The sequence below is a fragment of the Aminipila luticellarii genome, assembly GCF_004103735.1.
In the GTDB taxonomy this organism is placed as follows: domain Bacteria; phylum Bacillota; class Clostridia; order Peptostreptococcales; family Anaerovoracaceae; genus Aminipila; species Aminipila luticellarii.
In genome coordinates this window covers 1,946,673-1,969,598 of record NZ_CP035281.1, presented here as the reverse complement: position 1 = coordinate 1,969,598, position 22,926 = coordinate 1,946,673, and the positions used below count along the sequence as shown (strand labels likewise).

Genomic DNA, 22,926 nt, shown 5'->3' with positions numbered 1-22,926 from the left:
CTAATGTATAATAGAAAAAAATAGTGTCAAAAACAGATTTTTATGAAGGTGTAAAATGAATCATATTGAATGTAAGGCGTATAAAAAAGAAGAATATAAAGAGGGAAAATGGTCGGGAGGTACAACAACGGAATTGGCCATTTATCCGAAGAACTCTGTATATAGTGACAGAAATTTCATCTGGAGGCTCAGTTCGGCAACGGTTGAGTTAGAGGAATCCGATTTTACTCCTCTGCCGGATTATGACCGGATTTTGATCGTTCTTCGCGGAGAAGCGGTGCTTTCCCATAAGGAGGTTCGCGTAATTCGGCTGGCAGCCTACGAACAGGATCGGTTCAGCGGGTCGTATCAGACCAGAAGCTTTGGTCAAATAACTGATTTTAATCTGATGGTGCGAAAGGGCAATCAGGGTTTTGCCGAAGTGATGACAGTGACCGGAGCCGGTACAGCCATTCCTGTAGAAAGTTGGAAGGAATATCATAAAATGAGCCAGAGCTTTTTCTGCGCAGAGGGATTTTGCACCATCTATTTCAATAAAAGGATCTGTCAGTTAAACGCAGGCGAACTGCTGGTCATAAACTGTGACAGCGGTGATATTACAAAATTACGTATCATGGGAAAGGGGAAGATCATCCGAACTCATATGTACTATAATGAATAACAAAAGAAAGGGACACACTCCGAATACTAAGACCGGAGTCTGTCCCCTTTTTGTCCGCTGCGGCTGAGTTTTAACGACTTCTCACTTACAGCATAGCCAGTACTTTTTCGATATCTTCCTTTGGTGTAGCCCAAGAGGTCACAAAACGAATGCAATATTCGTTGTCGCCCACCGGGCATTCCTTTTCAAAGGAAATTTTTTCTTCCAGTTCTGAGACCAGTTTATTTGGGAAGATCGGAAAAATTTGATTGCTTGGGGAATCCGTAAGGAATCGATATCCTTTTGCCGCAATACCGTCTCTCAGCAGTTTGGACATATCGTTGGCGTGCTGCCCTAATTCGAAGTAAAGATTGTCCTTAAAGAATTCTTCAAATTGGACGCCCAGCAATCTTCCTTTTGCCAGCATGGAACCGCTCTGCTTCATGATCCATCGAAATTCTTTTTTTAATTCAGGATTTAAAAGGATCAGTGCTTCTCCGAACAGTGCACCGTTTTTTGTACCGCCGATATAAAAGGCATCTGTCAGATGGGCAATATCTTCAATCGTCATATCGTTTTCAGGAGAAGTCAGGGCAGATGCCAGTCTTGCTCCGTCTAAATATAAATATAAGCCGTATTTTTCACATCTTTTTTTGATTTCCTGCAGCTCCGATTTTTTGTAAAGGGTACCCAGCTCCGTGGTGTCGGAGATAAAGACCATTTTCGGTTTTACAAAATGTTCATCCTCGTGATATCGGATGGTTTCGTCGATCTGGTCGGGATCCAGCTTGGCATCCGTCGTAGGCACGGTAACAATTTTATGCCCCCGGGCTTCCACGGCTCCCGTTTCGTGCACGCAGATATGCGCTCTGGCAGGAGCGATTACGGCCTCATGCGGTCTGAGGAAAGCTGTGATAGAAGTAAAATTCGTCTGTGTTCCTCCTACGAAGAAGTGCACATCTGCGTCCTCTCTTCCAATTCTCTTCCGAATCATTTGAGCGGCATTTATACAGTGAGGATCTTCTCCATAACCGACAGTCTGTTCCATATTCGTTTTAACCAGTGCTTCTAAAATCTGGGGATGAGCACCTTCACTGTAGTCACATCTTAAAAATATCATTGAATAGTCCTCCTAAACATAAATTTGTAATACTGTAAGTTTTACCTACATTATATATGAAATTGTTCGGATGGGGTAGATAAAACGGCAAATTAAAAAATTTCATTAATTTAAAAAAATAATAGATTTTTTCTTAAAATTGTAGTAGAATAATTCAGTAAATATTTATAGTATTTAAAGTGCACAAGAACAAAATAGTAATAAGGAAGACGGCGAAGAGGGGTCTTGTATCTCTTTCTCTCTAAAATGAGCTGTTGAACCTTATTTTTTTAGTTTTTGGGCACTTTTTTTAAGTAGGAAAGTATCGTTTCCTATGTATAGCGTGTTTTTAGAAGGAGGCGAGTGAGATGAATAAGAAGTATATTTTTGTGACAGGCGGTGTCGTATCCGGTCTGGGGAAAGGAATTACGGCAGCATCCCTGGGGAGGCTTTTAAAGTCCAGGGGCTTGAAGGTCGCTGCTCAGAAGCTGGATCCGTATATTAATGTGGATCCGGGAACCATGAGCCCATATCAGCATGGTGAAGTCTTTGTAACCGAGGACGGTGCGGAAACAGACTTGGATTTAGGGCACTATGAACGGTTTATAGATGAGGATTTAAACCAGTTCTCCAATTTGACCACCGGTAAAGTATACTGGAATGTTCTGACAAAGGAGCGTAATGGCGAATATCTGGGAAGCACGGTTCAGGTCATCCCTCACATCACCAATGAGATCAAAAGCTTTATATATAAGGTGGGAAAAACCAGTCAGGCCGAAGTGATCATAACCGAGATAGGCGGAACCACCGGGGACATAGAAAGCCAGCCATTTCTGGAGGCCATCCGTCAGGTATCTTTAGAAGTGGGGAAAGAAAACTGTTTATTCATCCACGTGACGCTGGTTCCGTATATCAAAAGCTCCGGAGAACATAAATCAAAGCCTACTCAGCACTCGGTCAAAGAGCTGCGCTCCCTTGGGATTTCTCCGGATATTATCGTGATGCGCGCCGATGAGCCCATTGACGAAGGTATCCGTCAGAAAATCTCCCTGTTCTGCAATGTGAAACCGGATTGCGTTATTGAAAATATCACCTTGCCGGTGTTGTACCAGGCACCGGTCATGCTGGAGGAAAGTAATTTTTCGTGGATTGTATGCAGAGAATTGGGAATCAATGCAGGTCCTTGCGATATGACAGAATGGAATCAGATGCTGGAACGAATCGAAAAGAGAAATCGGGATGTGAAGATCGCCATCGTCGGCAAATATGTGAAGCTGCACGACGCATATCTTTCTGTGGCAGAAGCACTTTGTCACGCCGGTTATGAAAATGGCAGCCGAATTCAAATAAAATGGGTGGATTCGGAAGAAGTAACGGAAAAGAATGTTATATCGCAATTAGGCGATGCTGCTGGGATTTTAGTGCCGGGAGGCTTTGGGGATCGGGGTATAGAAGGAAAGATCTGTGCCGCCCGGTATGCCCGGGAAAAGGATATTCCGTACCTGGGAATATGCCTTGGCATGCAGATTGCCGTGATTGAATTTGCCCGGCATGTACTCGGAATAGCCGATGCTCATTCCAGTGAATTTTTACCGGAGGGAAAACATTCCGTGATCGATTTTATGCCGGATCAGTCCGGTGACATTCCAAAAGGCGGTACTATGAGGCTTGGTGCATATCCGTGCAGGGTGAAAGACCATACGATTCTGGCTCAGGCCTATGGAAAGGAAATCGTACAGGAAAGGCACAGACACAGATATGAATTTAACAATGACTACAGAGACCGCTTCTTGAAAGCCGGGATGGAGATCAGCGGAACCTCGCCGGACGGACGGCTGGTAGAAGCAGTGGAGCTTCCGGGAAATCTCTTCCATATAGGCGTTCAGTACCACCCTGAATTTAAAAGCCGGCCCAATAAGGCGCATCCCCTGTTCCGGGAATTTGTTAAAGCGGCACTAAAAATAAAATAAGGTTGACAAACGAGGACTACAATTGTAAACTAAAATAAAAAGATTACATTTGTAGTCCATTTTCTTTCCTATTTAGCATTCAAGAAAAAAGGAAAGGGCATAGTAGGACAAAGCAGGGGGAGGTTTTGTATGAGAAACAGCAGCATGAGTATCAGTGATTCGGAATGGAAGATCATGAAAATCCTTTGGGATTCACCCCATATCACCTTAAAAGAGATTGCCGGAAAAGCCGGCGGGTCCGGCTGGAGCTATACGACGGTCAGAACGCTGGTCAATCGATTGGCAGAGAAGGGCGCCATAGCGGCCGATAAATCTGCCGCCAATACCTTTCGGTATTATCCGGTGGCCGTTGAAGAAGAATGCCAGATGAAGGAAGTAAAATCGCTTCTTCGAAAGGTGTTTGACGGATCTGCTTCCATGCTGGTCTCTGCCTTGGCAAAGGATTCGGATTTATCGGAAAGGGAACGGGAAGAGCTCAGAAGCATTATAGATAAGATGGATAAATGATAAGGGGTGGAATATGGATTTTTTAATACATATGACGATGATTTTTTCAGTGACGACCATTTTGATTCTGGCAATAAAATTAATTTTTAAAAATAAATTTACGCCCGGATGGCATGTATTTATCTGGGTCATACTGATGGTGAGACTAGCGTCTCCCATGCTGCCTGAAAGTGATGTCAGCGTCTTTAATTTTGTTCCGGACTGGTCGGAAACATATGCGGATTTTATAGATCATAAAACGGAGCAACAAATAAGTCCAGGGCAGGAGGCAATCCGTCCGGATCAGGGGAATGCGGAAACCGGCCTTGATGAAAATACGGCAGCAGCTTCGGACGGCAGTTCAGGTACGGCTGGCGGGGCTGACCAAAAGGCTTTCGGTGAATCTCCTGAAAGTAGCTGGTTTCGGTTTGGAGAAAAGTGGATCCTGACCCTGTACTGGGCAGGCGGAGCCGTACTTGCGGCAGGCTTGCTCCTCTCCTACGGACGGCTGCTCAGGCGGTTGAAGCACCTGCCCTTGTGCCGGGATGCGGAAGTGCTGGGTATTTTAAATGAATGCCAAGAACAAGCCGGAATCGGCGGTAAGCAGATTCTTTTAAAAGAAGGGGCAGACTCTCCCATCTTGGCGGGAATATTCAGGCCGGTCATTTATATATCCGAAAAATATGAACCCGAAGAAATAAAGCATGTTTTTTACCATGAGCTTTGCCATTATAAGGGGAAAGATAATATATGGAATGCCCTGGCTATTGCGGTGCTTTGCTTTAACTGGTTTAATCCGCTGGCATGGTATGCTTTTAAAACCTTTAAATATGACTTGGAAGTATACTGCGATTATAGAGCGGTAAGGCTTACGGGAGAACGAAAGGCCTATGCCGAGCTTCTCTTGAAAACTGTTTCAGCCAATTCCCCGGCCTTTTTTGTAAACGGCTTAGAAAGCGGAGAGAAAGAAGTGAGCAGGCGCATCAAGAAGCTGGCGTATTTTAAAAGTCCTAAGCTTTGGGGAAGCATCGCCGGTCTGTTGCTGATTGGAATATTGTCTGTTTTTTGTTTGACGAACGCCTCGGATATTTCATCGAAAAAGCAGCTTATCAGCGTATGTGGGCCTGCTAACGAATGGGGCGCCTATATGCTGGAAGTGCCGCTTTCCTGGGGAAAAGATTATGAAGAGGTGATACCGGAACAGCCGCCCTACAGTGAAAATGTGGTGTTTCATGATAAAAACGGAAAACAGACAGTGGAACTGACGTATAAAATGTTGGATCTTGCTGAAAATGAAACCACTTTGCCTGATTCCAATGTGAAAAGTTTGTCCGGCAGTGTAGATTACGAACAAAAAATCAACCAAGTGATAAAGCAGTCCGGAGCGTATTCTGGAAAGGCGGATCAGATAAAGGTTAAAAAACTAGAGGTAGATTCTTCTGAACTTTGGGAGGCCTATCAAGTAAAATATTGGAAGGCTTCCAAGCTGATCCGAACAGAGATCTATTTGATTGCGGGTAAGTATACGAGGATTGTGCCCGTTCTTTGCACGGAAAATGATAAAATTACCGGAAAAGAACTGATACAGACCGCTCTGACTTTGAAAAAGGTGGAAGATCCTTCTCAATACAGACCGAAAGAGAAAGCGGATATGCTTACGGATGCGAAAACGGGCATCGGCGTACCCGGCGGGGCATACGATGTCTCCAAATTGATTCAGGATTATCTTCAACATTATGTTGACACTAAAATGCCGCCGGATCGGGCTGTTAAAGCTTTTAAAATATACAGCTTGAAGGAAATAACACCGGCAAAGGACATTCCCGGAATAATAGACGAGGGTGTGATTTCGGGAGAAAGTGTGCCATGGCATATCATTTACCCCACCGCCAGAGTGTATCAGGTGGATTACGAACTTATCCCGGAGGATAAAGACAAATATGCGGATACAGCGGGAGGCGGTTTCGAGATGACTAAGGAAGGGCATAAGCATTACCAAAAGAGCTATGCCGTATTTTACAGTTATTTGGCAGAGGGATCCTATGAAGCTGTATTTTTGGGCTTTCTTCACGAAAGCTCCTTGGCGGAATATGGAATGGATTATTCCGTATTGAGCCGGATTGACGGCTATTATGAGCAGGAGATCCTGCCTCAGGTGCTGGAAGATGCCCGGGTTCAATATGTGGGAGATCCCAGTGCGGTAGGAAAGCTGCTGGGTCTGCTGCCGCTGCACGAGTATACAAATGGGATGGAGCTGCAAACGAAGGAAGAGCCCTATGGGATCACGGTGAATTATAAAATCGGGAGGGCGGAGCCCTATGATATGGAAGCCGGCGGAGCTTTAAGTGCATGGCCTGAAAAGGACGGAGATCTTTCCGGAATTTACAGTAAAAGAGCACCGTCCGAATTGAATTTCTATATAGAAAGGCAGCTCCAGAAAAATACACAGTACCTTTTTTCCGGGATAGATAATGTAAAATCCGTCAATATTATCTGCGAAAGTCCTTATTTAAAACACAATTATAAACTGGTCTACAAGGATCCTTATAATGAGGGAAGCAAATAAATCAGAAAGCCTTACTAGGAACTTTAACAAGGTTTTTAGTAAGGCTTATTTTAATAAATCATCACAGGATATGCCCAATATTTTTGCAAATACCTTCAATTCAATATCGGTGACAAAACGCTCTCCGCTTTCAATACGTTGAATGACGTTTTTGTCCATGTCTACCCCGTTGCGCTGCATTTCGTCGGCCAGCATCCGCTGCGAATACCGCATTGGCTGAGACTCCCTAAAGGCACGAATTTTTTTACCACAGATATTATTTGATCCATCTTTACTTCTGGTATGAAACATATTTTTCCTCCAATAATAGTGTGTTCATCTTAATAGACAAAATACATTGTGTATGCAAAAAGTATATGATATAATCATGTGCATAATGACATATAGTATAGGTCAAAAATATATGCTGTTTAATAAAAATCAAATTCAGATGGGGATTGTTTCAATGATGGATATGAAGAACAAAATAGTACTTATATGCAATAATCCGGTCTTTTTGACTGCCATATCAAAGACTTCGAAGAAGGATTGCTATATCGTTGAACAGGCAGATATTATCCAGAATGAAAGCGCATTGGAAAAATACGGAACCAACATGAAATTGGCTGTTGTGGAAGCAAATAAGTGGGGAAATGAACCCGCAGACCTTTCCCGTTTCATTAAAAATTTTAAAGAGGATGAGAATTTCCTGTTTTTACTGATCTGTGACCAAGGACAGCAGAAATTGGCTGTTCAGGCAGTTCGCATGGGAGCCATCGATGTGATTCTGATGCCGTGTGAGTCCGAGATCATTCAAAAAAGAGTGAATAATATCCTCCGGCTCCTTCATTTAAGGCAACAGGTACTGAGGGATCCGCTGACAAAGATCTATAACCGTGCGGCATTTGAAAATGCCGTGCGCCGGTTGATGAAGCAGGAGAAGGCTCAGGCCGCATTTATTATGATTGATCTGGACGATTTTAAATATTTAAATGATACATATGGCCATGATGTGGGGGATATGGTTTTAATACGAGTTGCCAGAATTTTGACAGAAGTGCTGGATCAAAAAGATGTGATCGGAAGAATGGGAGGAGATGAGTTCGCTGTATTTGTTCCTTCTATTTATTCAAAAGAGAATTTCCTGCAAAAGGTTGAAGTGATTTTCAGCAGGCTCAGAATTAAGTTTACAAAGAAAGGAAAAGAAGTAAATGTGAGCGGCTCCATTGGAATTGCATTTTTCCCTGAGTATGGGATAGACTTTAACAGACTCTACAGAAATGCGGATAGGGCCCAATACCAGTCAAAAAATAATGGAAAACATAGCATTAAAATTTACGGATCTGATAAAACGCATTAAAAGGCTGTTTAAAAATATTTTGTTTTTAAACAGCCTTTTAATTTCCTATTTGGATGATCTGGAATGATATTTTTCCTTTGTTGCGAGACCGCCTCGTATATGTCGTTCCGCTTTGTTTGTGTCCAGAACTGCCTTTACTTCAGCGGCGAGCCCCGGATTGATCTCCTGCAGTCTTTCCGTAATATCTTTATGTACCGTACTTTTGCTGACCCTGAACTTTTTAGCAGTAGCCCTGACCGTAGAATTTGTATCAAGAATGTACCTGGCCAGTTCCAGGACTCTTTCCTCTATGTAATCCTTCATATTAAATACTTCACCGCCCCTATCATTTATTGGATTCAATCTAATGAGTTCGATATCACAATATATGCGGGAGAATTTGGAAGTATGAGAATTGTTTTGGAACATTGCCGAACAGATGATAAAATAAATAATAGGATTCCTTAATTTTAAGAAATCTTAAGGTTAGATAAAGAAAGAATTAAGAATAAAAGATTAACATGGACGGAGGTCTCGGATCAAAAGGAAGAACAGGAGAGACCATCCGAAAGTCATAAGGAGGCGTGCAAATATGAGGTATAAGATTCTTGTAGCGGAGGACGACGAATCCATAGTGGAACTTTTAAAACTGTATTTGGAGAATGAGGGCTATGAGGTATATGCCGCAGGAGACGGGCTTCAAGCGATGGATATTTTAAGTAAAACGGATATTGATTTAGCGGTATTAGATATCATGATGCCAAAGCTGAACGGATATGAGGTGACCAAAAAGATCCGGGCTGTAAGTCATATACCCATTCTCATCCTGTCCGCAAAAAACTTGGACAGCGATAAAATTATCGGATTGGATCTGGGTGCGGATGACTATATGACGAAGCCCTTTAATCCGCTGGAAATCATTGCAAGAGTCAAGGCCGCTTTAAGAAGGTATTATAAACTGAACGACAGGACCGGGCAGCCCTTCGTTCTGGGAACGAAAATGATCGTAGGCGAGCTGGAGCTGGATCCGGAGAAGCTGGAACTGACCAAATGCGGAAAAGAGATTTCTCTGACGCCTACGGAATATAAAATCATTCTATTGCTCATGAAAGCTCCCGGAAGGGTCTATACGAAAGCACAGATTTATGAAACCATAAGCGGCGAATATTTTGAGAGCGATGATAACACTATGATGGTGCATATTTCAAAGCTTCGTGAAAAAATTGAAAGAGATCCCAAAAATCCGGAATATATAAAAACAATCAGGGGGCTTGGATATAAAATTGAAAAAAGATAAACGCAAAAAAGGAAGCTTCTTTTCGCTTCTGATAAAAAATTATATTGCATTTACTGTGGTAAATGTTATTTTAGTCCTATCCATTTTTTCGCTGGGAACTTTAGCACTGGGGGCGCATTTAAAAATGGCAAAAGGGGATATAAGCTCATCGGTGAAATTGTTGGAAAAAGGCCAGTATGAACGGGTAAAACCCTATACACTGGTAGGCCCCAAGGGGTATTTTGAAATTCTGGACAAGAACAATAAGGTGGTCTATACCAGTGATCAAAAGAGAAGCAGAGGGGTCTATACCAAGGGCGAACTGGAATGCATCCAGGATTATACGGGAAATGTGTACAGATTTTGCTCTCGATATAAGGACCCGGATGACCAGCCGCTTGTGGTGGTACAATCAGAACACTATGAGGAAAATCACCGCAGATCCGATTATTTTCAGATTTTTGATCAGAATCGGGATGTGGTGATGGCCAGTACCAATGCACCGGAGAAAAGGCACTATACCAAAAGAGAATTTACCTATTTGACCAATGACCTGGATGATGATCTGGAAATCAGCAAATATACATTTGAGGGCAACGACGGCAAGGATTATAAGCTCATCATGAATATGACATTCTCCGATCAGAGAAGCCTTGCAGCGTACTCTCACGGACTGATTGTCATAGATATCGGCATTATCCTGTGTTATATTTTATCTATATTTGGCTTTGTCCTGTGGCTTTCGAGAAAGATAAAAAAGCCGCTGTATACTTTAAGCAATGCCATGCAGGCTTTTGCGGACGGGGACAGAAATCAGGAGGTAAAATACAAAGGTTCAGCCGAGTTCGTTCAAATTTGTGACAGTTTTAATAATATGTCCGAACAGCTTAGAGAAAGCGAACAGGCCAAAATAAAAATGGAGGAACAGAGGCAGAAGATGCTGGCGGATATATCTCACGATTTAAAAACGCCCATTACTACCATACAGGGTTATGCAAAGGCTTTAGCGGATGAAATGATCGCTCCGGAGAATCAAAAAAAGTATTTGAATAAAATTTATGGAAAGTCTGTTGAACTGACCGATCTGATCAATACCTTTTATGAATACAGCAAGCTGGAGCATCCGGATTTTTCCTTCAGCCTTCAGCCTATTGAAATATATGAATTTCTGAGGGAATACTTAGCAGGCAGATATGAGGAGATCAGTGACAAGGGCTTTGAATTGGAGCTGGACATACCTGAAAAGCATGCTCTTTGCAAAATTGACGCCCCTCAATTAAAGCGCGGGTTCGATAATATCGTAAACAACTCCATCAAACACAATCCCAAAGGAACTAAACTGTTTGTACACGTTTCCGAGGAGCATGATCAGACCGGAAAAGCAGCCGTTCAAATTATTTTCGCAGATAATGGCGTAGGCATCCCAGAAGACATTGCCCTGTCCATATTTGATCCCTTTGTAGTGGGGGATGATTCAAGAAACAGCGCGCAGGGCTCCGGATTAGGCTTGTCCATCAGCAAAAAAATTATCGAAGGACACGGAGGGCGTATCACCCTTGAGAGGAATCAGACCCGAGAACATAAAACCGTATTTAAAATATGGATTCCTCAGGAGGAATAAGAAAAAACTTTAATTCATCATATTTTCAACACAAAAGGGATTTAAAATGATAAAATGTATATGAAATTTTTATTATAACCATTTTATGGTAGAAACGGAGATTAATTTTTATGACGATCAAAAACAAAGAGGGTTACGGAAAATCAAAGAAATTTTCTATTTCAAAGCTATTATACGTGATTGCTGCAATTGTAGCACTTCTTGGAATCGCTATACTGGCAGATGATATTTTTCTATTTAGAACAACGGTCGCTCAATATGCAATGCAGGGCTATCCGGCTGCAGAAGTAATGAAGCAGCTGGTACCGGCACAGCTGCTGCCGGGTATTTTTGAAGCACTGGCTTTATATGGCGGTATGGCATTTGCTTTGGTAGGTATCGGTACAGCCAATAAAAAGCTTTCAGACCATATGGCGGCTGTGAATTTTGAATTTGAGGAAGGCGAAGAGATTTACTGGCCGGAAGAGGAAGAACTCATAGAAGCAGAATCCGAAAAGGAAGAGGAAGAAGCACAGGAAGAAAATCAGAACCTTAAAGAAGAAACCGAAGTAAAAGAGTTCTAAAGGGAATATAAGCGGGTATCGACCCGACATTATAGGACAATAGAAAAGAGAATCATTTTGGTTCCGGTATGTTCCGGAGCCTGAATGATTCTCTTTTTTGTTCAATAGGACATATCATTTTCTATTGAATATCAGACGAGGAAATCAGATTGATTTGACAAAAGAGCCTTCCTTCATGATTACGCTCATATTCTCTGCGGAAAGATCTCTTATTCTTACCAACGGATTTCCCTTTATAACGATCAAATCAGCAAACTTTCCTTTCTCCAACGTTCCGGTTATGTGTCCGACCTTCAGCATATCCGCTCCGGTTTTCGTGGCGGAAACAATGGCGTCCATGGGAGCAATACCAGCCTTTTCAACAAAGGAGTAGATTTCTCCGATAGCGGTTGTGCCGTACGGGGTTAATGCAGAGCAGAAGGAATCGGAGCCGATGGTCAGCCCAATCCCTTTTGAGCGGGCCTTCCGAAGATTTTCATATACTCGATTCAATTCTTTTTCTGCCACCGTCTCCCCCTCATACTGATCATGAATCTGATCATGAATCTCGGGAATGTATGTGGGAGCATAGGTCTTGAACCATTCGTGAAGAAACTGGATGGTCGGACAAAAATAAATGCCCTTTTCGGCCATCCGATCTAAACATTCCTCGTTCAAAGTCTGACCGTGAATAATCAGATGGACGCCTGCCCGGACAGAATCCAGAGCACCGCTGTATCCCTCCGCATGGGACCAGACCGGGATGCCCACCATGTCGCATTCTTCTACGACCGCTTTTATTTCCTCAAAGGTGTAATGCTGATCCAGCTTTTGATCCCAACGCCAGATTCCGCCTCCGGTACTCCATATTTTAATCGCATCCGGATTTTCACGAAGCCTTCTTCTTACCGCTTTCCGAAGCTCCCAAGGGCCATCCACCCGTTCCGCCCACGGATGGGACAGGTCATTATATCCGGATGGGAGCCTGTGGCTGTCTCCATGACCTCCGGTACGGCAAAATCCCAGGCCGGTGCCGACAATGCGGGGACCCTGCATAACGCCGGCTTCTACCATGTTTCGGATATGAAGGCCTGAACGGGAGATTTCGCCCACTGTTGTCAGCCCACGCTCTAAACACTCGTGAGCCTGCTGTACCGCCACCACTGTTTTTTGTATGGGATCTTCCAGAATCCAATCATTGTCGTTATCTGTGAGATTACCCGAAAAATGTAAATGCGTATCGATCAGGCCGGGCATGACGGTCTGACCCGTTATGTCAATTTGCTCATAATCTTCGCCAAAATTTTTTAAAATGCCGGCATATTCAATTTTTTTATCCGATACGAGTACTAACGAATTTTCAATGGGATTTTTACCGGTTCCGTTGATCAGCAGGCCGCCGGTAAACGCTATTTTACGCATGTTCATGACATCCTTCCTTCTGCATTGAAATTAAAGTTATAAAAATTATAACTTTAGTATAGCATATTTCACAAAAATATTTTACAATTATAGGAAGGAAACTCAAAGTAAGAAGGGGTGTATCATTGTGGCAATCAGACAATCTCCATACGACAGTTTAATGTCCAATATAAATAAGAATGAAGATTTCAGCGACGCATTCGGGATGATTATTAACAATCCCTATAGAATTCTGGGAGCTTCCACCTATTGCGATGAAGCAGAACTGAGGGCAATTTATGAACACTGGAAGAGTGCTCCTGAAAAATATAAATCCAAATTTGACAAGACAAAATTGGGAGCCCCTCATCGAACCTCTGAAAACATGGAATGGGCATTGGAAAATGCGGACAGCTACGTCTATAAGATTTTTTGGTTCTCCGATGCGGATATCGCCTCCCGGCTTGGAAACAAGGGGGATTTCCTGGAATTTTTCAGTAAGAAACGCAGTGTAAATACGACGGATTATAATTCGTTTCTGGTTCAGTATATTTTTCTGTGCGTATTCGACAGAAATTTCACGTTAACAGAACAGTGGAAAATCTTATTAAATTTGATCAATGAACTTTTAAATGTTTCCGTAGGAAGGTTTTGGGGGTTTTTCAGCGGAAACAAAATTGAGGCCATCGACAACAACAAAATGGCATTTTTATATAACGAATTTAAGGATAATATTTTAAACCCCATTAAGGAAATGATCAACCGGCAAAACGGGAAGGTCAATCCGGAAGAAGTCATTCACATACATAGGATATTAAGCAGTGTGGAAAAACCGCAGCTCCCGTTTTCTCGAATACAAAATATATTATACGAGAAATTGGAACGGTGGTTCGTTAAAGAAGCGGATTATGTAAACAATGTTCTTTTAGCTAAGGTGACTGGCGTCAATGCTACTTCCATGGAAGAAAAGCTGGCGATTACCAACGCATATAACTATATTCTGAGTGAAATCGCACCTCAGTTCAAGAACATCGTCACCAATATCATACCGCCGGAGCATTCCATGAATACCAGAATGCGGATGATGTTTTCGGGAAAGTTCATCGTGGTCTCTAAAATTCTCAGCAATGCAGGTCTTTACAATGAAAGCTTGAAGCTTTACCAGCTGTTCAACGAGCTGTTTGAGGAAGAGTATATTGCAGGGGAAATCACCAATCTAAGCAAGCTCATCAAACAGGACGAACAGACAAGAATGGCACCTCACGCCGCATCTACTTCCATAGCGAACCCTGCTTTGGATGAGAAGAGCGGGCTGGCTCCCCCGGCAGAGCTTGGAGAGCTGGAAGCCTTGGAAAAAGAGCGTAAAAAAGAATTTTTTAAAAGAAATGCGAGAACCGGAATCGACTATAAAGAAGTCATTCAGGGTGTGCTCAACAACGAGCTGCGTCTGGTAAAGGCCGAAGAAGAACAGGGTCCTCTGATCGATAAGGTATTGGAGGAGGCTGCTGCGGAGGCGGAAGCCGAAGCCTTAAAGATGAGAACGGCCATGGAGGAGATGCAGAGAAAGCATGAACAGGAATTAAAAGACAAAATCGATGAATTAAATCGCGAATATAAAGCTAGCATGAAAAAATGGATCGCTGCTATTTTTGTCATATTAGTATTGACCGTTTCTTCCGTAGGAATGATGATTTATGAGTTTTCTAGGCCGGATGTCCGAGGGGATCTAAAGAGCGCAGTTCCCGTTTCTTCGGAAGCCATGGATTTGGAGAAAACGCTTAAGAGCGAAAAAGGACAAATTGAGGAAATGGAATCCAGATTAAATGAAATCAATACATCTATCGGGGAAATAAGCCGTCTGTATGATGAAAGCGGCGAAGAACAGTATGCAGAACAGATGGCGGATAAGCAGGAAGAATACAATAAGCTTCGGACTCAATATACGGACAAGGTAACGGAATATAATCAGCATTTAAAGGATTATAAGGCCTTGACAGAGTAAAAACATGTAGGTTTGTCAAACATATGTTACACCGTGCTTCAAAAAATTAAATAGAGTTTCTCTTGGGGAAACCCAGCCCAAAGGGCGCATAGGAAAGTTATTGTACTTTGCATTATGCTTTTTTAGTTGTAATTTAAAATCATTGAATGAGTAGAACTTTGCTATCGCATAAAAATATTCATTATCCTTACGATGTGAGCGTTCCACTTTACCATTATGTCTTGGAGTATAAGGTCTTATCATTTTATGGATAATACCTTGTTCCTTAAGAGTTCGTTGGAATAGCGTTAACGTTGGATTTTTAGAAGTACCAAGACGTTTTGTAAATTCCTGCCCATTATCGGTCTGAACACATTCGATCTTAAATGGGAAAGCTTTAACAACTTGTTTAAGGAATTCAGAAGCAGAATAAGAGCTGTGTTCCTCAAAAGCAGCAAGATATCTAAAACGAGAGAATTCATCAATAGCAGTATATTGATAGAATTTCTTATCAGAAGCTTCGCCAACAAGGCAAGAGGATGGAACAAATTTAACATCAATTTGTACTCTTTGACCTGGATACTCCATTTGCTCATATTTTTTAGCAATATATTTAGGATTCTGAGGTTTCTTAGGGATCAAAGATTGCTTGATTAGTACTCTATAGAGCCCAGTAATGGATCTGGAATATCCCCGCTGTCGCAGTTTGACCCAAAAGACAACAAGACCTGCATTTGGATTCCTACGACGCATATCATGAATGAGTTTAAGCTCATTTGCAGTATGCTGATTTTTATGGGAATGAGGCTTACGAGAAAGTTCTCTCAGGGACTCAATAGAGCCATCATATCTACGCAACCAACGATAAATATATTGCCTGTTGTGATGATATCTGATAGCAGCTTTTGTAACGCCAAATCTTTGAGCATATTTAATTAAGGATAGACGATATTTCATATCTTGTGTTATACTTGCCATACGGGAGACCTCCAATTTGTGATGTTTTGGTTTGTGGTGAATTAAGCATAACATAATTTTAGCGTTTCCCGTATTTATTTTTTGTCTTAATGTAACACATGTATTGTAATCCTACATATAAGGCCTTGACAGAGTAAAAACATCTCTTGTTTTCTGCATGGATTTGTGATACTATTCTAGTGTATGTTTACAAGTTAGATAAGGAAAGAGTATGTATGAAAGAAAGAAGTGTTGCTTTTTATAAGCGTTTGATTGTTTTTACGGCTCTTTCAGCTATCATTGTCATCGCTTGTTTATTGACCTTTCTGATAGGCAATAAGCTGGATTTTTGGAGTGAAGAGCCTGCGGCGGAGAAAAACGTACCGGCTGCAAGCAAGACCATAGAGCATCAGATTGTTACATCTGCTGCGGGAGAGAAGGAAAACCCTGAAGAACCTGTTCCGGACAAGATAGCGGGAGAGGTTCAGAAGACGGTTTATTTGACCTTTGACGACGGCTCCTCTTCAAATACTCCCCAAATATTGGATATATTAGCGGAGAACCATATTCAGGCAACGTTTTTTTTTAATACCAGCGAAAGTCAGACCGCAGACAACATTATTCAGGAGGCCTATGACGGCGGACATGCTATAGGGGTACTGACCTCAACTGACGGCGGCTATCATGCCCTGTATTCCTCTGTAGGCAGTTATTTGCAGGATTTTGAGCAATCCTACGGAAGAATTCTCCGAATTACAGGAGAACCTCCGACGATACTTCGGTTTCCCGGAGGGAGTATTAACGGGTATGATAAGAACCGCTATCCGGATTTGATAAAAGCGGTAGCTCACAAGGGAATGGTATATTTTGATTGGAATGTCTGTGCTGATGACGGTTCAGGAAATATGTCAAAAGAAGCTATGATTGCAAATGCGACAAAACTTCCTGAAAAATCGGAGGAGTGCATCCTTCTGATGCACGACAACGGAAATGACGATACCTGTGAAGCTTTGCAGGAGATTATCCGGTTTTACAAGGAGCATGGATATGAATTTAAAAAGCTGACAGCAGATGTGAAACCAATTACCTTTTAAAGGGTAATGAAATATTACAGTGAATTAATTGGAGGCGCCAAAATGAGTAACAAAGGAAATTTTAGCCAGGCAATGAGAGAAATACTGGGGATCGATTCTTCACAGGATAAAGGGAAAGTGAATGAGGAGAACGTCTCAGCATCAGAAAACAACACAGGTTATACTGCTGAGAATCAAATTCCGATAGAGCCGGCTGGTAATGACCGATTAAATCAGGATTTTAGTCAGGCCTTTAAACAGAGCGCACAAAATACACAAAATACGGGAAACTATTCCGGTCCGAATCTGAACAATGATACATATAATCAGCAGCGGATGCATACAAATAATGAAGAACCAGCATTCTTCGACAAACCCGGATTTGGCCAGTCTTCACAAAATAATTTCTCAGGCAGTTTTGCTGCTGATTCGACAAAATTTAATAATGGTTTTGGCGGCGGCGGTGACTCGGGAAATAATGGCACGGGCTCCAATGAACCATACCACGACAGCGAGGGCGAAGTAGGCACAACGATTATCACTAGAAACACAATCGTTGAAGGAAATATAAAATCTTTCGAAAACATTGAATTAAATGGTAAGGTTAAGGGCAAAATTGATACTACAAAGAATGTAGGTGTGTCAGGGTTTGTTCAAGGCGATATTGAAGCTACTGATATTCTGCTGGAAGGGGCTCAGATTAAGGGAAATATTAATTCTAAGGGCGCTTTGCTGATGGATAAGGATACTTTACTCGTAGGAGATGTTGCAGCCCAGAATACCCGTGTGGATGGCAAGATAAAGGGCGAAGTAAATATTGGGGGCAACGGAGAATTCTTGTCGAATTCCGTTGTTGTCGGAAATATTACAGTCTCTAACTTTTATGTACAGTATGGTGCGAGAATGCAGGGCTACATCAATACCAATTTCTCTAAAAATGAAGAAGACAGCATTTTTGGGCAAATCGTAGGTAGCTGAGATGTATGTATTACATAAAACAAAGACTATTTGCGCTGCTCTTTAGTGAAATGACTTAAAGAGCAGTTTTAAATTGAAAGGAGAAATCAAGTGGGATTTTCATCAGAAGTTGGGATTGACCTTGGGACGGCCAATGTTTTAGTTTATATTAAAGGGAAAGGTGTCGTTTTAAATGAACCTTCCGTTGTAGCGATTAATCAAGATAATAATGAAATTTTAGCGGTAGGAGAGCAGGCCAGACAGATGCTGGGAAGGACTCCCGCCAATATTGTGGCGGTAAGACCGCTGCGGGACGGCGTCATTTCGGATTACGATGTGACGGAACGAATGCTGAAATATTTTATAAAGAAAACCTGTGGAAACAGCCGGTTTTTCAGACCCAGAATCATGGTATGTGTGCCCAGCGGCGTTACAGAGGTGGAAAAAAGAGCTGTAAGAGAGGCTGCCACTCAGGCGGGCGGAAAGGATGTCTACCTGATGGAAGAGCCGATTGCGGCTGCTATTGGCGCAGGTCTCGACATTTCAAAGCCGGATGGAGTACTGGTCATAGACATCGGCGGCGGAACTACCGATATAGCGGTTATTTCTCTCGGCGGTATTGTGGCAAGCTCTTCCGTAAAAATTGCCGGGGATAAATTTGATGAATATATCGTTAAATACATGCGTAAAGTGCACAAGCTATATATCGGTGAAAGAACAGCGGAAGAATTAAAGATGACCATTGGAACCGCCTATCAGCGAGAAGAACCTCTTTCCATGGAATGCAGAGGAAGAGACCTGGTCAGCGGGCTTCCTAAATCCATAGAGGTTTCCTCCGCAGAAATGATGGAGGCTCTTGAAGAACCTTTGCAGACCATTGCAGAAGCGGTTCATTCCGTACTGGAGAGAACACCTCCTGAACTGGCAGCAGATATCAGCAATTCAGGTATTGTTATTACAGGCGGCGGAGCTCTGTTATATGGAATCGACAAACGAATTCAGGACAGAACAGGCATCGAAGTACGGATCGCAGAAGATCCTAAATCCTGTGTGGCCATAGGAACTGGTGAGGCATTGGATTCCATTGAATTTATGGAGACCAATCAACTAAATAGAAAAAGATCAAATTTTTAAAGTGTAAGTACGGCAAAAAGCTCTCTCTGGAAGAGCTTTTTTGTTATCACCCCAGAAAAAAGAAAGTAGAGGAAAACATGAAGCTTGAACTAATTGCAACATCCACCTTTGGGCTTGAAGCGGTAGTCAAAAGAGAGATAGAAGGATTGGGATATAAAATTATCCGGTCTGAGGATGCCAAGATCACGTATATGGGCGATGAAAGAGCTATCGTACGGTCCAATCTTTGGCTGAGGTGTGCAGACCGTGTGCTGGTCAAAATGGCTGAATTCGAAGCCTTGGAATTTGAAGACCTGTTTCAGACCATGAAAGGCATTGCATGGGAAGAGTGGATTCCTGTGGACGGAAATTTTAAAGTAAACTGTTCATCGGTAAAATCCAAATTATTCAGTATACGAAGCTGTCAAAGTGTCTCCGAGAAAGCAATTGTTGAAAGGCTGAAGGAAACGTATGGGGTGGGACATTTTGAAAAAAGCGGGGCAGATTATATCGTAAAGGTCACGCTCTTGAAGGACCGGGTGACCGTTACTTTGGACACCACAGGCGTAGGACTGCATAAGAGAGGGTATCGGCAAAGTGCGGTGGCAGCACCTATAAAGGAAACCTTAGCTGCGGCCATGGTACAGCTTTCTTTCTGGAGGATGGGCAGGCTGCTGGTGGATCCCTGCTGCGGTTCGGGAACCATTCCTATTGAAGCGGCCATGATCGCAAAGAATATCGCACCGGGATTGAATCGGCATTTTGCTGCGGAGGAGTGGGGCATTATCCCGGAAAAACTGTGGAAGGAAGAACGAAAAAAAGCTTTCGGTGAGATACAGCATGATAAGGATATTCGAATCGAAGCCTATGATGTAAACCCGGAGGCGATTGAAGCATCCAAAGAGAATGCCGCAGAAGCCGGAGTGGAGGACTGCATTCACTTTAAAAGAATGAATGTATCCGACATGGAGGCCGGTGAAATGAGCGGCGTCATTATTACCAATCCGCCGTATGGAGAACGAATTGGTGAGAAAGAAGAAATCAAGAAAATTTACAATAAATTTAAAAACTTTTTAAAGCAAAATCCTTCTTGGTCGCTGTTCATGATCACGGCGGACAAGACCGTGGAAAAGCAGGTCTTTGGAAGGATGGCAGACCGCAGACGAAAACTGTATAACGGAAATATTGAAGTCTGTTATTATCAATTTCACGGGGTAAAAGTGAAAAGCTAATTTAACACCGATTTAACAGGTAATTAACATTTTTTAGATTGAAAGTCAGAATAGAATAAGACAGAATAAGCATACTAATATTTAACATATCAATAAAGGATGGAGTGCACAACATGTTCTATAAAATGAATGCAACAGAAGTACTTAATGCTTTGAATTCTTCAAAAAACGGATTGAGTGAAGAGCAGGTAAGAGAAAGTGAAAACCAGTATGGTAAAAATCAGCTGGCCGAAGAAAAAAAGCAGGGGGTATTAAAAGTATTTTTTTCCCAATTTAAGGATTTACTGGTCATCATCCTGATCATAGCGGCAGTTATTTCCATATTTACGGGAGATCCGGAGAGTACGCTTGTAATCTTGGTGGTCATCGTGCTGAATGCTGTGTTGGGAACGGTACAGCATTTTAAAGCAGAAAAATCTTTAAACAGCCTGAAAAAATTGGCCTCTCCGCTGGCAAAGGTCATACGGGACGGAAAAAGACGGGGCATAGAAGCGGCGAATATTGTTGTGGGCGATATATTGGTACTGGAGGCAGGGGATGTAGTTCCTGCGGACGGAAGAATTTTAGAGAGCTACTCTCTTCAGGTAAATGAAAGCTCTCTGACCGGAGAAACCGAGAGCATTAATAAGATTTCCGGAGAAATATCCGGAGACAAAACTCTGGCAGATCAGGATAATATGGTGTTTTCCGGTACTCAGGTGACCTACGGAAGAGGGCTGGCGGTGGTAACCAGCGTAGGTATGAATACCGAGCTTGGAAAAATCGCGCAGCTGATGAATGAAACGCAGGAAAGAAAAACACCGTTGCAGGTCAGTCTGGATGACTTTGGAAAAAAGCTGTCGCTGCTCATCATGGTTATTTGCGCTTGTATTTTGGGACTATGTGTCTACAGGGGAATGGATCTTTTAGACTCCCTGATGTTTGCGGTGGCTTTAGCCGTAGCGGCGATCCCAGAAGCGTTGTCTTCTATCGTTACCATATCTCTGGCGTTGGGCACCTCTAAAATGGCGAAAGAAAATGCCATCATGAAAAACCTGAAAGCTGTTGAAAGTCTGGGCTGTGTATCCATCATTTGCTCGGACAAGACTGGTACGCTGACCAAGAATAAAATGACAGTAAAGGATCTTTATCCGGCAGAAAACGGAGAAGCATCAAAAGAACGCCTGCTGCTGGGAGCGTTGCTGTGCAACGACAGCTCCGTAGCAGAAGGCAAGGTGCTGGGAGATCCGACGGAAACCGCTCTTATAGAGTATTACATGAACACGGAAAACGACTATGGGCAAGTGGTGGCAGACTATCCCAGATTGGCGGAGCTTCCTTTTGACTCAGACAGAAAGCTGATGAGCACATTACACAAGATAGACGGCTCTTATGCCATGCTGACAAAGGGAGCGGCAGACGTCCTGCTGTATCGAGCAACACAGATCTATAATAATGGGCAGGAAAGGGCTATTACAGAGGAAGACTTGAACCGGATCAAAGAACAGAATACGGCGTATTCAAAAAAAGGTCTTAGGGTGCTGGCTTTTTCTCAGAAAAAAATGGACAAAGAAAGTCTGGATTTTGCCGATGAAGATCAGTTTACCTTTATTGGATTGATCGCTATGCAGGATCCGCCGAGAGAGGAATCAAAGGGAGCTGTGGCACATTGCATGAGTGCGGGAATCAAGCCGGTCATGATAACAGGAGACCATAAGATAACCGCTTCGGCCATTGCAGAAGAAATCGGTATTTTAAGTCCCGGACAGCGGGCTATTACCGGTATGGAGCTGGACGAGCTTTCCGATGAAAAACTGGATCAGGAGATTTCGGAGATCTCTGTTTATGCCAGAGTTACGCCGGCTCATAAAATCCGAATTGTAGATGCCTGGCAGAAAAAGGGTAATATTGTGGCGATGACCGGAGATGGTGTCAACGATGCCCCTGCCCTTAAAAAAGCGGATATCGGCATTGCCATGGGCATAACCGGAACCGATGTATCCAAGGATGCGGCTTCTATGATTTTGACGGATGATAATTTTGCCACTATTGTTAAATCTGTGGCGAACGGAAGGAACATTTATACCAATATCAAAAACTCCATCAAGTTTTTGCTTTCGGGAAATACTTCCGGAATTTTGGCGGTAGTGTACACTTCTCTGATGGCGCTGCCGATTCCGTTTATGGCAGTGCATCTGCTGTTTATCAATTTAATAACAGATAGTCTCCCGGCTATTGCTATCAGCATGGAAAAGCCAAGGGCAGATTTGCTTAAGGAACCCCCGAGAAGGAGCGATGAACCAATACTGACGAAACCATATCTGATGGAAATCGGTATTCAAGGCCTGCTGATTGCCGCATTCACGCTGGCAGCATATTATCACGGGCTATTGGTGGGAGCTGCAACCGCTTCTACCATGGCCTTTGCGACCCTTTGCTTTGCCAGACTGTGGCACGGATTCAATTCAAGAGGAAAGCAATCCCTGTTTAAGCTGGGGCTATTCACCAATATGTACAGCTTGGGAGCATTTGCACTGGGAACCTTCCTGTTGTTTTCTGTGCTGATGATTGCTCCGCTCCAGAGGCTGTTCCAAGTGACGCCGTTATCCGGAGCAAATCTGATCTATATTATAGTCTGTGCCGTGGCACCGACTATATTGATACAGCTGGCAAGAGTTCTAAAAGAACTCCTGCATAAAAATTAAATAGAAGATT

General features: G+C 42.8%; 19 protein-coding genes. 14 read left to right on the top strand and 5 right to left on the bottom strand.

Annotated elements, in window-relative coordinates:
* The first annotated feature begins 55 nt into the window (after positions 1 to 55).
* On the top strand, positions 56 to 661 hold the full coding sequence (locus tag EQM06_RS09110) for a HutD/Ves family protein (protein ID WP_128746098.1): 606 nt from the start codon (positions 56 to 58) through the stop codon (positions 659 to 661).
* An 85-nt stretch (positions 662 to 746) separates the two neighbouring features.
* Here the strand turns inward: EQM06_RS09110 and EQM06_RS09105 are convergent, their stop codons facing one another.
* Complete coding sequence (locus tag EQM06_RS09105) at positions 747 to 1,760, bottom strand: threonine aldolase family protein (protein WP_128746096.1); 1,014 nt, start codon at positions 1,758 to 1,760, stop codon at positions 747 to 749.
* 347 nt (positions 1,761 to 2,107) lie between these two features.
* On the opposite strand from EQM06_RS09105, the gene EQM06_RS09100 reads away from it, so the two are divergent.
* The 3 genes from EQM06_RS09100 to EQM06_RS09090 all read left to right on the top strand — a co-directional run bounded on the left by EQM06_RS09100 (position 2,108) and on the right by EQM06_RS09090 (position 6,761).
* Positions 2,108 to 3,709: a CTP synthase gene (locus EQM06_RS09100; protein ID WP_128746094.1), complete on the top strand. Its 1,602-nt coding sequence runs from the start codon at positions 2,108 to 2,110 to the stop codon at positions 3,707 to 3,709.
* 129 nt (positions 3,710 to 3,838) lie between these two features.
* Entirely contained in the window at positions 3,839 to 4,216 is a 378-nt protein-coding gene (locus tag EQM06_RS09095; protein ID WP_128746092.1) for a BlaI/MecI/CopY family transcriptional regulator, read from the top strand.
* 13 nt (positions 4,217 to 4,229) lie between these two features.
* Positions 4,230 to 6,761, top strand: coding sequence for a M56 family metallopeptidase (locus tag EQM06_RS09090; protein WP_128746090.1), 2,532 nt, complete (start codon positions 4,230 to 4,232; stop codon positions 6,759 to 6,761).
* 45 nt (positions 6,762 to 6,806) lie between these two features.
* Here EQM06_RS09090 and EQM06_RS09085 read toward each other — a convergent pair whose 3' ends face one another.
* On the bottom strand, positions 6,807 to 7,052 hold the full coding sequence (locus tag EQM06_RS09085; protein WP_128746089.1) for a helix-turn-helix domain-containing protein: 246 nt from the start codon (positions 7,050 to 7,052) through the stop codon (positions 6,807 to 6,809).
* A 154-nt stretch (positions 7,053 to 7,206) separates the two neighbouring features.
* Here EQM06_RS09085 and EQM06_RS09080 point away from each other — a divergent pair, with 154 nt between their 5' ends.
* Positions 7,207 to 8,100 (top strand): GGDEF domain-containing response regulator, encoded by an 894-nt coding sequence (locus EQM06_RS09080; protein ID WP_205666540.1) that lies wholly within the window; start codon positions 7,207 to 7,209, stop codon positions 8,098 to 8,100.
* Between the two features lie 45 nt (positions 8,101 to 8,145).
* Here the strand turns inward: EQM06_RS09080 and spoIIID are convergent, their stop codons facing one another.
* Positions 8,146 to 8,403 (bottom strand): sporulation transcriptional regulator SpoIIID, encoded by a 258-nt coding sequence (spoIIID, locus tag EQM06_RS09075; RefSeq protein ID WP_128746085.1) that lies wholly within the window; start codon positions 8,401 to 8,403, stop codon positions 8,146 to 8,148.
* Positions 8,404 to 8,671: 268 nt separating this feature from the next.
* Here spoIIID and EQM06_RS09070 point away from each other — a divergent pair, with 268 nt between their 5' ends.
* The 3 genes from EQM06_RS09070 (at position 8,672) to EQM06_RS12995 (ending at position 11,539) form a co-directional block, all read left to right on the top strand.
* Complete coding sequence (locus tag EQM06_RS09070) at positions 8,672 to 9,376, top strand: response regulator transcription factor (protein WP_128746083.1); 705 nt, start codon at positions 8,672 to 8,674, stop codon at positions 9,374 to 9,376.
* Positions 9,363 to 10,976 carry a HAMP domain-containing sensor histidine kinase gene (locus EQM06_RS09065; RefSeq protein WP_128746081.1) on the top strand — a complete coding sequence of 538 codons (1,614 nt, stop codon included), beginning with the start codon at positions 9,363 to 9,365 and terminating at the stop codon, positions 10,974 to 10,976. The genes EQM06_RS09070 and EQM06_RS09065 overlap by 14 nt, the downstream gene beginning before the upstream one ends.
* Before the next feature lie 110 nt (positions 10,977 to 11,086).
* Entirely contained in the window at positions 11,087 to 11,539 is a 453-nt protein-coding gene (locus EQM06_RS12995) for a hypothetical protein (RefSeq protein ID WP_205666539.1), read from the top strand.
* A gap of 144 nt (positions 11,540 to 11,683) precedes the next feature.
* On the opposite strand, the gene EQM06_RS09055 is transcribed toward EQM06_RS12995, so the two are convergent.
* Positions 11,684 to 12,946 carry a metal-dependent hydrolase family protein gene (locus tag EQM06_RS09055; protein ID WP_330548319.1) on the bottom strand — a complete coding sequence of 421 codons (1,263 nt, stop codon included), beginning with the start codon at positions 12,944 to 12,946 and terminating at the stop codon, positions 11,684 to 11,686.
* A 121-nt stretch (positions 12,947 to 13,067) separates the two neighbouring features.
* Between EQM06_RS09055 and EQM06_RS09050 the strand changes: the two genes are divergently transcribed.
* Positions 13,068 to 14,921, top strand: coding sequence for a hypothetical protein (locus EQM06_RS09050; RefSeq protein ID WP_128746079.1), 1,854 nt, complete (start codon positions 13,068 to 13,070; stop codon positions 14,919 to 14,921).
* Between the two features lie 15 nt (positions 14,922 to 14,936).
* Here the strand turns inward: EQM06_RS09050 and EQM06_RS09045 are convergent, their stop codons facing one another.
* Entirely contained in the window at positions 14,937 to 15,878 is a 942-nt protein-coding gene (locus EQM06_RS09045; protein ID WP_128746077.1) for a DDE-type integrase/transposase/recombinase, read from the bottom strand.
* Positions 15,879 to 16,093: 215 nt separating this feature from the next.
* On the opposite strand from EQM06_RS09045, the gene EQM06_RS09040 reads away from it, so the two are divergent.
* The 5 genes from EQM06_RS09040 (at position 16,094) to EQM06_RS09020 (ending at position 22,916) form a co-directional block, all read left to right on the top strand.
* Positions 16,094 to 16,951 (top strand): polysaccharide deacetylase family protein, encoded by an 858-nt coding sequence (locus EQM06_RS09040; RefSeq protein ID WP_128746075.1) that lies wholly within the window; start codon positions 16,094 to 16,096, stop codon positions 16,949 to 16,951.
* A gap of 42 nt (positions 16,952 to 16,993) precedes the next feature.
* Positions 16,994 to 17,908: a bactofilin family protein gene (locus tag EQM06_RS09035; RefSeq protein WP_164914410.1), complete on the top strand. Its 915-nt coding sequence runs from the start codon at positions 16,994 to 16,996 to the stop codon at positions 17,906 to 17,908.
* 90 nt (positions 17,909 to 17,998) lie between these two features.
* Complete coding sequence (gene mreB, locus EQM06_RS09030; protein WP_128746072.1) at positions 17,999 to 19,021, top strand: rod shape-determining protein; 1,023 nt, start codon at positions 17,999 to 18,001, stop codon at positions 19,019 to 19,021.
* Positions 19,022 to 19,098: 77 nt separating this feature from the next.
* A complete protein-coding gene (locus EQM06_RS09025; protein ID WP_128746070.1) occupies positions 19,099 to 20,232 on the top strand; it encodes a THUMP domain-containing class I SAM-dependent RNA methyltransferase in 1,134 nt (377 codons plus the stop codon).
* Between the two features lie 113 nt (positions 20,233 to 20,345).
* On the top strand, positions 20,346 to 22,916 hold the full coding sequence (locus EQM06_RS09020) for a calcium-translocating P-type ATPase, PMCA-type (RefSeq protein WP_128746068.1): 2,571 nt from the start codon (positions 20,346 to 20,348) through the stop codon (positions 22,914 to 22,916).
* The last annotated feature ends 10 nt before the right edge of the window (positions 22,917 to 22,926 follow it).

Excerpts from the sequence above, each read along its gene's own strand:
- EQM06_RS09045 (WP_128746077.1), bottom strand. The coding sequence starts at position 15,878 with ATGGCAAGTATAACACAAGATATGAAATATCGTCTATCCTTAATTAAA.
- EQM06_RS09085 (WP_128746089.1), bottom strand. The coding sequence starts at position 7,052 with ATGTTTCATACCAGAAGTAAAGATGGATCAAATAATATCTGTGGTAAA.
- EQM06_RS09100 (WP_128746094.1), top strand. The coding sequence starts at position 2,108 with ATGAATAAGAAGTATATTTTTGTGACAGGCGGTGTCGTATCCGGTCTG.
- EQM06_RS09105 (WP_128746096.1), bottom strand. The coding sequence starts at position 1,760 with ATGATATTTTTAAGATGTGACTACAGTGAAGGTGCTCATCCCCAGATT.
- EQM06_RS09080 (WP_205666540.1), top strand. The coding sequence starts at position 7,207 with ATGATGGATATGAAGAACAAAATAGTACTTATATGCAATAATCCGGTC.
- EQM06_RS09055 (WP_330548319.1), bottom strand. The coding sequence starts at position 12,946 with ATGAACATGCGTAAAATAGCGTTTACCGGCGGCCTGCTGATCAACGGA.
- EQM06_RS09110 (WP_128746098.1), top strand. The coding sequence starts at position 56 with ATGAATCATATTGAATGTAAGGCGTATAAAAAAGAAGAATATAAAGAG.
- EQM06_RS09040 (WP_128746075.1), top strand. The coding sequence starts at position 16,094 with ATGAAAGAAAGAAGTGTTGCTTTTTATAAGCGTTTGATTGTTTTTACG.
- EQM06_RS09025 (WP_128746070.1), top strand. The coding sequence starts at position 19,099 with ATGAAGCTTGAACTAATTGCAACATCCACCTTTGGGCTTGAAGCGGTA.
- EQM06_RS09020 (WP_128746068.1), top strand. The coding sequence starts at position 20,346 with ATGTTCTATAAAATGAATGCAACAGAAGTACTTAATGCTTTGAATTCT.
- EQM06_RS09070 (WP_128746083.1), top strand. The coding sequence starts at position 8,672 with ATGAGGTATAAGATTCTTGTAGCGGAGGACGACGAATCCATAGTGGAA.
- spoIIID (WP_128746085.1), bottom strand. The coding sequence starts at position 8,403 with ATGAAGGATTACATAGAGGAAAGAGTCCTGGAACTGGCCAGGTACATT.
- EQM06_RS09090 (WP_128746090.1), top strand. The coding sequence starts at position 4,230 with ATGGATTTTTTAATACATATGACGATGATTTTTTCAGTGACGACCATT.
- EQM06_RS09035 (WP_164914410.1), top strand. The coding sequence starts at position 16,994 with ATGAGTAACAAAGGAAATTTTAGCCAGGCAATGAGAGAAATACTGGGG.
- EQM06_RS12995 (WP_205666539.1), top strand. The coding sequence starts at position 11,087 with ATGACGATCAAAAACAAAGAGGGTTACGGAAAATCAAAGAAATTTTCT.
- EQM06_RS09095 (WP_128746092.1), top strand. The coding sequence starts at position 3,839 with ATGAGAAACAGCAGCATGAGTATCAGTGATTCGGAATGGAAGATCATG.